This is a genomic window from Streptomyces sp. NPDC060205 (assembly GCF_042728395.1).
GTDB lineage: Bacteria > Actinomycetota > Actinomycetes > Streptomycetales > Streptomycetaceae > Streptomyces.
In genome coordinates this window covers 1-10,440 of sequence record NZ_JBHWZP010000318.1, presented here as the reverse complement: position 1 = coordinate 10,440, position 10,440 = coordinate 1, and the positions used below count along the sequence as shown (strand labels likewise).

The 10,440-nt window shown below is 71.1% G+C and carries 10 protein-coding genes; 2 read left to right on the top strand and 8 right to left on the bottom strand.

From position 1 onward, the window contains the following. Positions 1 to 33: 33 nt before the first annotated feature. The 8 genes from ACFWGJ_RS35965 to zapE form a co-directional block, all read right to left on the bottom strand. Positions 34 to 894, bottom strand: a complete 861-nt coding sequence (locus tag ACFWGJ_RS35965; RefSeq protein ID WP_387333005.1) for an aldo/keto reductase — start codon at positions 892 to 894, stop codon at positions 34 to 36. A gap of 155 nt (positions 895 to 1,049) precedes the next feature. After that, positions 1,050 to 1,898: a polysaccharide deacetylase family protein gene (locus tag ACFWGJ_RS35960; RefSeq protein WP_387333003.1), complete on the bottom strand. Its 849-nt coding sequence runs from the start codon at positions 1,896 to 1,898 to the stop codon at positions 1,050 to 1,052. 95 nt (positions 1,899 to 1,993) lie between these two features. Beyond that, positions 1,994 to 2,899 carry a PPK2 family polyphosphate kinase gene (locus tag ACFWGJ_RS35955; protein ID WP_387333001.1) on the bottom strand — a complete coding sequence of 302 codons (906 nt, stop codon included), beginning with the start codon at positions 2,897 to 2,899 and terminating at the stop codon, positions 1,994 to 1,996. A gap of 125 nt (positions 2,900 to 3,024) precedes the next feature. Continuing rightward, entirely contained in the window at positions 3,025 to 4,386 is a 1,362-nt protein-coding gene (locus ACFWGJ_RS35950; RefSeq protein WP_387332999.1) for a PhoX family protein, read from the bottom strand. A gap of 233 nt (positions 4,387 to 4,619) precedes the next feature. Next, positions 4,620 to 6,134: a SulP family inorganic anion transporter gene (locus ACFWGJ_RS35945; protein WP_387332997.1), complete on the bottom strand. Its 1,515-nt coding sequence runs from the start codon at positions 6,132 to 6,134 to the stop codon at positions 4,620 to 4,622. Then, a complete protein-coding gene (locus ACFWGJ_RS35940) occupies positions 6,131 to 6,721 on the bottom strand; it encodes a carbonic anhydrase (protein WP_387332995.1) in 591 nt (196 codons plus the stop codon). The genes ACFWGJ_RS35945 and ACFWGJ_RS35940 overlap by 4 nt, the downstream gene beginning before the upstream one ends. 169 nt (positions 6,722 to 6,890) lie before the next feature. Beyond that, complete coding sequence (locus tag ACFWGJ_RS35935; protein WP_387332993.1) at positions 6,891 to 7,313, bottom strand: hypothetical protein; 423 nt, start codon at positions 7,311 to 7,313, stop codon at positions 6,891 to 6,893. Positions 7,314 to 7,554: 241 nt separating this feature from the next. Then, the gene (gene zapE, locus ACFWGJ_RS35930) at positions 7,555 to 8,697 is read right to left on the bottom strand and encodes a cell division protein ZapE (RefSeq protein ID WP_387332991.1); all 1,143 of its coding nucleotides are present in this window, start codon (positions 8,695 to 8,697) and stop codon (positions 7,555 to 7,557) included. Between zapE and ACFWGJ_RS35925 the strand changes: the two genes are divergently transcribed. After that, positions 8,696 to 9,583 carry a pyrimidine reductase family protein gene (locus tag ACFWGJ_RS35925; RefSeq protein ID WP_387332989.1) on the top strand — a complete coding sequence of 296 codons (888 nt, stop codon included), beginning with the start codon at positions 8,696 to 8,698 and terminating at the stop codon, positions 9,581 to 9,583. The genes zapE and ACFWGJ_RS35925 overlap by 2 nt on opposite strands. A 152-nt stretch (positions 9,584 to 9,735) precedes the next feature. After that, positions 9,736 to 10,209 carry an indole-3-glycerol phosphate synthase gene (locus ACFWGJ_RS35920; RefSeq protein WP_387332987.1) on the top strand — a complete coding sequence of 158 codons (474 nt, stop codon included), beginning with the start codon at positions 9,736 to 9,738 and terminating at the stop codon, positions 10,207 to 10,209. Positions 10,210 to 10,440 lie beyond the last annotated feature (231 nt).

Here is a 10,440-nt window from a genome sequence, read left to right as displayed (position 1 = left end):
CCTAAAAAGGGGCGCGGGGAACGGCGCAATCTTTTACGCCGCGTCCAGGCGGGACAGTTCCTCCGGGGACAACGACAGGCTCGCCGCGGCGACGGAGTCGCGGATCGTCTCCGGGCGGGAGGAGCCCGGGATCGGGATCGTCACCGGCGCCTTCGCGAGGATCCACGCCAGACACACCTGCTGCGGACTCACCCCGTGCGCCCCCGCCACCTCCGCGAACACGGCGTAACGCGACCCCAGTTCACCCGCCTTCGAGATACCGCCCAGCGGACTCCACGGCAGGAACGCGATGCCGAGTTCCGCGCACAGCTCCAGTTCCGGCTCGCTGGAGCGGAAGGCCGGCGAGAACTGGTTCTGCACGCTCACCAGCCGCCCGCCGAGGATCTCGTTCGCCAGCCGGATCTGGTCGGGGTCCGCGTTGGAGACACCCGCGTAGCGGATCTTGCCCGCGTCCAGCAGATCGCGGATCGCGCCGACCGACTCCGCGTAGGGGACCTTCGGGTCCGGCCGGTGGAACTGGTAGAGCCCGATGGCCTCGACACCGAGCCGTTCCAGCGAGGCGTCGCACGCCTTCTTCAGGTACTCCGGTGAGCCGTTCAGTGTCCACGAGCCGTCGCCCGGCCGCAGATGACCGCCCTTCGTCGCGATCAGGACGTCCGAGGTGTCGCCGCCGTACGACGCCACCGCGCGGGCGATCAGCGACTCGTTGTGCCCGACCTCGTGGGCGTCCCGGTGATACGCGTCCGCGGTGTCGAAGAGCGTCACACCCTCGTCCAGCGCCGCGTGCACGGCCGCGACCGAGCGCGCTTCGTCCGGGCGCCCCTCGATGGACATCGGCATCCCGCCCAGACCGATCGCTCCGACCCGGACGTCACCGATGGTGCGTGTCTGCATGGGGGCTCCTCCTGGGGATTCGTTCGGTACGTTCAAGCGTCCACCGAGACGTTTTTGCCGTCCAACAAGAGAATGCGATCGCTTTGAGAGACACGGGCGATGAATCGCATGCCGAACGCGGGACCCAGGGCTCATGGGCTCATGGGCTCACGGGCTCAGGCGTCCGGCCGGATCAGCTCCGACACCTTCACGAACCGGTAGCCGCGCTCCCGCAGCCCGGGAACGATCGTGCGCAGGGCCTCTTCCGTCGCCGGTGCCGCACTGCGCGTGCAGTGCATGACGACCACGGAACCGGGCCGTACGCCGTCCAGCACCTGCCGCGCCACCGCCCCCGCGTCCGTCGCGAACGCGTCCCCGCTCACCACGTCCCACTGCACGGCCGTCACACCGGTGCCGTTCAGCGCCTTGAGCGCCCGCCGGTCGTAGCAGCCGCCCGGGAAGCGGAAGTACGGCATCGGATGCTCGATCCCCGCCGCGCGGAACGCGGTGAACGCCCGCTCCACGTCCGCCCGCATCCCCGACGCGGGAACGGTCGGCAGTCCGTAGCAGTCCTCGGTGAAGGCGTGATGGCTGTAGGAGTGGTTCGCGACCTCGAAGAGCGGATCGCGCCCGATGTCCCGCGCCTGCCGGGGGTACTCCTCGGCCCAGCGCCCCGTCATGAACACGGTCGCCGACACCTTCAGCCGCCGCAGTGTCCCGATCAGCCGCGGGTTGTCGAAACGCTCCCCGGCGTCGGCCCGTGGGCCCTGGTCGGCCGTCATGTCGGCGTCGAAGGTCAGGGCGACCGTCTTGTCGCGTGCCCGGGCCGCCTTCATGAAGACGGGGGTCAGTCCGCCCGGGCCCGGGGCGAGGGTGGGCGGCCGGGACGGCGTACTGGCGGCGGGTGCGGGGAGCGTGGCGGCGCGGGGGGCATCGGGAGCGCCGCACGCCGTGAGGGCGACCGCGCCCGCCGTCGTCAGTACGCAAGCCGCGACGGCCCTCTTCAGGAACAGGAAGGTGTTCACGCGGGCGACATTAACCGGATGAATAGGAAAAACCGGTTATATCAACCCTGATCGGTGTTGTTCGGCTCAGTTCAGCTCGGCACGGCTCGGCTCGCTCATCCCTCCTCCTGCAGCCGCTTCCGGCACGCCTCCACATCGAAGTCCGGTCGCGGATACTGCGGGTCCAGCGCCGTCAGATGCTCCAGCAGCAGTCGGCTGATCGCCCAGTTCCGGTACCACTTGCGGTCGGCGGGGATCAGATACCAGGGAGCGACGTCCGTGGAACACCGCTCGAAGGCGATCTCGTACGCCTCCTGGTAGGCGGGCCACAGGGCCCGGTCGTCGATGTCCGACGGGCTGAACTTCCAGTGCTTGTCCGGGTCGGCGAGCCGGCGCAGCAGACGCAGGCGCTGCTCCTCGAACGAGATGTGCAGGAAGCACTTCACGATGGTCGTGCCGTCGTCGGCGAGGGCCCGCTCGAAGTCGTTGATCCGGTCGTACCGGGACTCGATCTCGGCGCGCGGGGCCAGCTCCCTGACCCGGCCGACGAGGACGTCCTCGTAGTGGGAACGGTCGAAGACACCCAGCTCACCGTGGTGGGGGAGCTGCCTCCTGATCCGCCAGAGGAAGTCGTGCTGCCGTTCCTCGGGGGTCGGCGCCTTGAAGCTGCGGACGCGGCAGCCGACGGGGTTGAAGAGCCCGACGACGTGTTTGACCGTGCCGCCCTTGCCGCTGGTGTCCATGCCCTGGAGGACCAGGAGGATCCGCCGGTGGTCGCCGGCCGTGCTCGCCGCCCAGAGGCGTTCCTGCAGTCCGGCGAGGGGTTCGGCCATCCGGGTGATGGCGGCGAGACCGTCGCTCTTGGACCTGGGCGCCGTCGCCCCGCCGGGGGTCGCCGAGGGGTCGTACGAGGAGAGGGAGATCCGTTCGCCGACCGGGAGGCGCAGCGCGTCGCGCAGGGGGACGGCGCTCTCCCCGGCACTCTTGCCGCTCTTCCTGCCCTTGCTGTCCTTCTTGGCCATCGCGCATCCCTTCGGGGCGGTTCCCTCGATCCTGCGCCGCGGGGGCGGGGGCCGCTACCCGCGGCGCCCCCGCCCCCGGACCGGCGGCCGTCATGGTCGCCGGGTGCCCACCGGGGCGCGGATCACTACCTGCTCCAGGGACCCGTCACCGCGAACGTCGTCCCCGGCGTGTAGCAGTTCACGTACATCGTCCGGCCGTCGGGTGAGAAGGTGACGCCCGCGAACTCGCCCCACTCCGGGGCGTCCTCGGTGCCGATGTTCTGCCGCCCGCGGGCCATCGGGTACACCTCGCCCCGCCGGGTCACCCCGTACACGTGCTGCGCGCCGCCGCCGTCCTCGCACACCATCAGGCCGCCGCTGGGGGCGAGGCAGATGTTGTCGGGGGACTCGCCGGGCAGCTGTACGTCGGTGTCGGGACCGAAGACGATCACCAGCGTGAGCCGGCGGGCGCTGGGGTCGTACCGCCAGATCTGGCCGTAGTGGTCGGCCGCGGAGCCCTCGCTGCTGTGCGCGAAGGAGGACACGAAGTAGACGGACGAGCCGCCCCAGTAGCAGCCCTCCAGCTTCTGCGCGTGGGTGATGCCCTTGGGGCCGAAGTCCTGGTCGCGGATGGGGGTTTCGCTCGCCAGCGGGTCCGGTACGTCGACCCACTCGATGCGGTCGAAGCTCGCGCCCGTCTCCTGGATCGAGGAGAGGTCCGGGACGCCCGGTACGCGCATCGCCTGGAGACGGCCGCCCGCGCGCAGCGAACCGCGTCCGCCCTCGGGCTTGTTGGGCAGGAAGCGGTAGAAGAGGCCGAAGGGCTTGAGGAAGGCGTCCTCGGTCTCGTAGACGATGCCGCGCTTGGGGTCGACGGCGATCGCCTCGTGCTGGAAGCGGCCCATCGCGGTCAGCGGCACGGCCCCGGTGCGGTGGGGGTCCACCGGGTCGACCTCGAAGATGAAACCGTGGTCCTTGGTGTAGCCGTTCGTGCCGGCCTTGTCCTCGGTCTCCTCGCAGGTCAGCCAGGTGCCCCAAGGGGTGGGCCCGCCCGCGCAGTTGACGGCCGTGCCGGCGATCGCGACCCGCTCGCCGATCACGTTGCCGCGCTGGTCGAGGGTCAGCGCCGTACAGCCGCCCTTGCCCATCGGGTCGTAGGTGAGGCCGTCGACCGTCGGGACACCGATCTTGCCGGTGACGCGGTTCTCGTGGTTGCGGACCAGATGGACGCGGCCGTGTCTGCCGGCGAAGGCGGACATGCCGTCGTGGTTGCTCGGCACCTGGCCCTCGCCCGAGCGCAGTTCGTCGCCCTCGCGGGACAGCACCCGGTAACGGAAACCTTTCGGCAGGTCCAGCAGACCGTCCGGGTCGGGGAGCAGGGGGCCGTATCCGGAGTGGCCCAGTGCGGCGGCCGTACCCGTGAAGAGCTCCGATACGGCACCGGTGAAGGCGATGCCGACTCCGAGGGCTCCGGAGCGGGCCAGCACTTCGCGTCGTGTTGCGGACATGGGGCAACCTTCCTGTTGGCGGACAGGAGTACGTGACCCGCTTGTGTGTATCACGTGGTCCCGATCACGTGAACCACGCGCGTAGCGTGGCGTTCTCACGGACCCCCGGACGACCCGGACAGCCGGAAGGCCCGGTGCGGGACTCGTGGGGAGTCGCGCACCGGGCCCCAGGGCGACGGTTCCGGTTCATCCGGTTCAGGCGCCGGTGCCTGTGCTGGTTCAGGTGCCGGTGCCTACGGAGCCGGAGTGGTGACCTTCACCGGCTCGGTGCCCTTCTCGCTGTGCCGCTGCGACCAGTTCTCCAGTGCCGTCCGGCACGCGTGGTCCAGGTGGTGCAGCCCCGACAGGTCCACCGTCACCGGACGGTCCTTCGGCAGAGCCTCCAGGTCGTCCAGTATCTTCGGCAGCCGCAGGAAGGTGGCGTTGCCCGACAGGTACGCCTGCACGGGACCGGCTCCCTTGTCTATGACCTCCAGTTTGATGTGCGAGGCCTCCCAGGCGGTCTTGGCGACGGCGAACGCGAGTCCGATCAGCACGCCCTCGAACATGTTCACCGCGACGATCGACACGGCCGTGACCACCAGGATCAGGGCCTCGCCCCGGTGCCCGCGCCACAGTGCCGCGATCGAGCGCAGCGGGATCAGCTTCCAGCCCGCGTGCACCAGGATGCCCGCGAGCGCGGGCAGCGGGATGTAGGCGAGCACGGACGGCAGCAGCGCCGCGAACAGCAGCAGCCACACCCCGTGCAGGACCCGGGACGCCTTCGTGCGGGCGCCCGCGGACACGTTCGCCGAGCTGCGCACGATCACCGCGGTCATCGGCAGCGCGCCGAGCAGCCCGCAGACCGTGTTGCCCGCGCCCTGCGCCATCAGTTCCTTGTCGTACTGGGTGCGCGGCCCGTCGTGCAGCCGGTCCACGGCGGCGGCGCTGAACAGCGACTCCGCGGACGCGATCAGCACGAACGCCAGGACCGTGCCGAGCACGCCCACGCTCGCCAGCCCGCCGACGGCTTCGAGCCCCGGCAGCTGGATCGAGTCGAGCAGTCCCCGTACCTCCACCGTCGCCACGGGCAGGTCGAACGCGAGGGTCGCGAGCGTGGCGAGCGCCACCGCGGCCAGCGCCCCCGGCACCGTACGGACCTTGGCCGGCAGGTACTTCCACAGCACGAGTACGGCGACGGTGGCGGCGCCCAGCCCGAAGGACGTCAGCGCGGTGGTGGATCCGGCGGAGTCGGCGACGAGCCCCGGCAGTCCGGCGAGCTTGCCCAGACCCGAGGCGGGGGCCTCGGCGCCGGCCACCGAGTAGAGCTGGCCCGCGATCAGGACCAGGCCGATGCCCGCCAGCATGCCTTCCACGACGGCCACCGAGATGGCCCGGAAGTAGCGCCCCAACTTCATGGCGCCCATGGCGAGTTGTATGAGACCGGTGACCAGGACGATGACACCGAGCACGGCCAGTCCGTACGCGCGCACCGCCTCGAAGACCAGCACGGTCAGGCCCGCGGCCGGGCCCGAGACCTGGAGGCTGCTGCCGGGCAGCAGCCCGGTGACCAGACCGCCCACGATGCCGGTGATCAGGCCGAGTTCGGCGGGTACGCCCGACGCCACGGCCACGCCCACGCACAGCGGCAGGGCCACCAGGAAGACGACGAGCGAGGCAGCGAAGTCCTGCCGCAGGAAGGGGAATCGAGGGTGCCGGCCCGGGTCCGTCCCGCCGTCGGCCGCGGGTGTGCCCGTCGCGGCGCTCACAGCGCCTCGAAGGAGTCGGAGCGGACGTCGTGCGCGAGGACGGACCCGGTGTGGACCTCGTAGAACCAGCCGTGCAGGCGCAGTTGACCGTCCGTCAGCCTGCGTTCCACGCACGGGTACGAGCGCAGCCGCAGGAGTTGGGTCAGGACGTGGTTCTGCACGGCCTCGGTGACGGTCGGGTCCTGCGTGGCGCCGTCGGGGCGCGGGGTCGAGTGCGCGAGCCAGTCGCGCACCGCGGGTACGGCGGTCAGGTCGTCGCCTCGCACCAGCGCGCCGACGGCACCGCAGTGGGAGTGGCCGCAGACGACGACGTCCGTGACTCCGAGCACCTCCACGGCGTACTCGATGGTGGCGGCCTCGCTGGTGGGCTGCGAAGAGGTGTGCGGGGGGACGATGTTGCCTGCCGTGCGCAGTTCGAAGAGTTCACCGGGCCGGGCTCCGGTGATCAGGGCCGGGACGACCCGCGAGTCGGAGCAGGTGATGAACAGGACCTGCGGGGACTGGCCTTCGGCAAGTCGGGCGAACTCCTCCGGGCGGTCCGCGGACTGCTTGCGGAAGGAGCGTGCGTGATCGATGAGGGGCTGCATGTGTCAGTTCCTCCTGGCGCGCGTGAGGGCGCGTCGGTGTACAAAAACGGAGCGCATGCGGGTACGGCGACATGACCCCACGTCGACGCGCTCGGCGGACGTGGCGTGGTGAGGGGTGGGTCAGGTCGGAGTCGCTTCGTGCCCGGTGTTCAGGTCTGAGCCGGTGCTCTCAGCAGCGGAAGACCTGGAGTGCCGCCGAGGAGTGGCCCGCCGAGGATCTCGTCGTACGGTGGTGCGCCGCGGGGGCCGCGGTGTGCGACGGGTCCTCGCGCACGGCCGTGACGTCCTTGCAGAGCAGCAGGCGCGCGGCGGCGGGGGCGACGTGGTCCGCGACACGGATCCGGTCGCGGGTACGCAGGGGACCGGTCGGGCCGTGCGAGTGCGAGGTGTCGCCACAGGTGACGAACTCGGCCCTGGCTTCGGGGCCGCCCCAGGTGTGTTCCCGGGTGCCTTCCCCGGGGCCGGCGAGCCGGGGTGTGTGCGCGGATGCGAACGCGGGTGCGAACGCTGTGGTGGGGGCGGAGAGCTGCAGGGCCAGCAGGACGGCGGCGAGAACGGCGAACAGTGTCCGGACCGTCGTTCCTCGTCGCATGGGCCCCCTCTCGGCCGGTTCCAGGTCGACTGTTCCCTTGCTGACACGAACGTTAACTCGGGAAGTTGTTTGCTGGGTTAACTTAACGTTTCACCCTGAAGAGAGCCTGAAGAGAGCCTGAAGAGGGCCGAAGAGCATCGCTCGGCAGGCCGGAAATAGCCGAGCGGCAGGGGCATGCGGCCGGACCGGACAGCGGGGGCGGGCGCCGGTACCGGCCAGTGGGGGACGGGCGGTCGGCCGGTCAGTCCTGTACGAGTCCCTTGGCGTCCCGTGCCAGCGCCGTGAGCCGGGAGATGGCGCGAAAGTACTTCTTGCGGTAGCCGCCGTTCAGCATCTCCTCGCTGAACAGCCGGTCGAACGGCATCCCCGAGGCGAGTACCGGCACCTCGCGGTCGTACAGCCGGTCGGCGAGGACCACGAGCCGCAGCGCGGTGGACTGGTCCGGGACCGGCTGGACGTCCGTGAGGCAGACCGCCTCGATCCCGTCCGTCAGCGCGCCGTACCGGCTGGGGTGCACCCGGGCCAGGTGGTCGAGCAGATGCGGGAAGTCGTCGAGCGAGGCCCCCGGTGTCGCGTACGCGGCCTTCGTGACCTGCTCGTCCGAGTACGGCGCCGGGGCCTCGGGCAGTCCGCGGTGGCGGTAGTCGTCGCCGTCGATGCGCAGCGACCGGAAGTGGGCGGACAGGCCCTGGATCTCGCGCAGGAAGTCGACCGAGGCGAACCGGCCCTCACCGAGCTTGCCCGGCAGGGTGTTGGAGGTCGCGGCGAGCGCCACCCCCGCCTCGACCAGCCGGGCCAGCAGGCTGGACACCAGGACGGTGTCACCGGGGTCGTCCAGCTCGAACTCGTCGATGCACAGCAGCCGGTGGCCGCTCAGCGTCTTGACGGTCTGCTGGAAACCGAGGGCGCCGACGAGGTTCGTCAGCTCCACGAACGTGCCGAAGGCCTTGAGCGCGGGCTCCGCCGGGGTCGCGTGCCAGAGGGAGGCGAGCAGATGCGTCTTGCCGACGCCGTAACCGCCGTCCAGATAGACACCGCGGGGGCCCGCCGGGGTCTTCGCGGGCTTCCTGCCGAAGCCGAGCCCGAGGAAGCCGCGCTTGCCCGCGTCGGCCGGTGTCCCGCCCAGACCCGCCGCGAAACCGGCCAGGACGCGCACGGCCTCGGTCTGGCTCGGCTGATTCGGGTCCGGGATGTACGTCTCGAAACGGACCGAGTCGAAGCGCGGCGGCGGCACCATCTCGGCGACCAGCCGGTCCGCGGGGACGCGCGGCTCGCGGGCGCACAGGGACGACGGGGTCGCGTCGGCTATCGGGCCGAATCCGGAGGCGGTGGTGGAGGTTGACACGGTTCCCCACTCTACGTCTCGTGCCAGACTGCACGACATGCGACGCCTGTTCCCTGTGACCGACGAGACAGCAGCCCCGGCCTCGGACGGGGTACCCGGTACGCCGGGTGCGGCGACCGCGGCCCGGGAATGGGGACTCGATGAACTGGCCGAGGCGTACGCCTATCCGGTGGGCGTTCCTGGACCCGGTGGAGCCGGTGGACCCGGTGCGGCCGGTGGGCCCGGTGGATCCGCCGCGGCCGTCGCGGGAGCCGCGGGGCCCGAGCCGTGGCTGCGGGCCAACATGGTCTCCACGCTCGACGGGGCCGCCCAGCACGACGGGCGGTCGCAGCCGATCTCCTGCGCCGCCGACATGCGGATCTTCGGCACGCTGCGTGGACTCGCGGACGTCGTGCTCGTCGGTGCGGAAACGGTACGGCAGGAGGGGTACCGGCCCGCGCGGGCCCGTACGGACTTCGCCGCGCGCCGGGCCGCGGCGGGACAGGGCCCGGCACCCGCGATCGCCGTGGTGAGCGCGAGCCTCGACCTGGACTTCTCGCTTCCGCTCTTCACCTCGCCGCTGCTTCCCACGCTGCTGCTCACCGGGGCCGCGGCGGCGCCCGACCGGATCGCCGCAGCCGAGAAGGCCGGGGCGCGGGTCGTGATCGCGGGCGACGGCACGGGGGTGGACCCCGCACGGGCCGTCCGCGCGCTCGCCGACCTGGGTCTGTACCGGCTCCTGACGGAGGGCGGGCCCCGGCTGCTGGGCCAGCTGGTCGCGGCCGGTGTCCTCGACGAGCTCTGTCTGACGGTGTCCCCGATGCTCACCGCCGGGGACGCCCAGCGCATCGCGGGCGGCCCGTCCGTCGCGGTGCCGAAGCGGTTCGAACTGATGTCTCTGCTGGAGGAGGACGGGTTCCTCTTCAGCCGTTACGTCCGGTCCTGACCAAGGGATCAGGGTCGGACGGAAGATATGGAATCGGCTGTTCCGGTTAGCTTTCGCGGGGCACACTGAAAATCGCGGTCCCCGTGCGGTCACGGGGCAGGATGGTTTCCGCAGGGGGCTGGAACGGCCCATGGACGAGAAGGGCGTTTGTCGTGTTCACAAGCGTATTGATGATCGAGAAGGCCCTCACCTCCGCGGACGTGGAATTCGTCACCACCCTGCACGGGGACGAGGGCGTGGACTTCCACGTCCTGCTCCAGCCCCGCGGCGACCAGGCGGACCGGCTCCTGCGCGCGATCGACGACGTGGCGCTCGGCGAGCTGGACGAGGCGGCCCGCGAGAACGAGACGCCCGAGGGCGCGGAGGCGGTCGGGCAGGGGCAGCGGGCTCTGGAGGTGTCGCTCGTGGCGCTGCGGGCCACCGGCAGTACGGCGCGGGGGCGGCTGATCGAGGCGCATCCGCTGGACGCGCTGAAGGGGCTCGTCGACGAGGTGGGGGCGGACGAGGTCATCGTGCTGACCGATCCGCACTACGTGGAGGAGTTCTTCCACCGGGACTGGGCGTCGCGGGCGCGGCACAAGGTGGGGGTGCCGGTTCTGAAGCTGTTCTCGCACAGCAAGGTGTGAGTTCGGCTGCCGCCGGTCCGGTGCTTCGGGTGCGGGTCCGGTGGGGGTCGTTCGCGCAGTTCCCCGCGCCCCTGAAAAACCGTGTTCGTCCGCGGGACGGTGGGGATGGGCCCTGACGATTGCGCAGTTCCCCGCGCCCCTCGACGTGCGGGTCCGGTGGGGGTTGCTCGCGCCGTTCCCCGCGCCCGTCAGAGCCAAAAGACTGCGCCGTTCCCCGCGCCCCTGAGTGGG

Coding starts and splice junctions, on each gene's coding strand:
- ACFWGJ_RS35950 (WP_387332999.1), bottom strand. CDS start 4,386: ATGTCCGCAACACGACGCGAAGTGCTGGCCCGCTCCGGAGCCCTCGGA.
- ACFWGJ_RS35935 (WP_387332993.1), bottom strand. CDS start 7,313: ATGCGACGAGGAACGACGGTCCGGACACTGTTCGCCGTTCTCGCCGCC.
- ACFWGJ_RS35940 (WP_387332995.1), bottom strand. CDS start 6,721: ATGCAGCCCCTCATCGATCACGCACGCTCCTTCCGCAAGCAGTCCGCG.
- zapE (WP_387332991.1), bottom strand. CDS start 8,697: ATGTCGTGCAGTCTGGCACGAGACGTAGAGTGGGGAACCGTGTCAACC.
- ACFWGJ_RS35925 (WP_387332989.1), top strand. CDS start 8,696: ATGCGACGCCTGTTCCCTGTGACCGACGAGACAGCAGCCCCGGCCTCG.
- ACFWGJ_RS35965 (WP_387333005.1), bottom strand. CDS start 894: ATGCAGACACGCACCATCGGTGACGTCCGGGTCGGAGCGATCGGTCTG.
- ACFWGJ_RS35955 (WP_387333001.1), bottom strand. CDS start 2,899: ATGGCCAAGAAGGACAGCAAGGGCAGGAAGAGCGGCAAGAGTGCCGGG.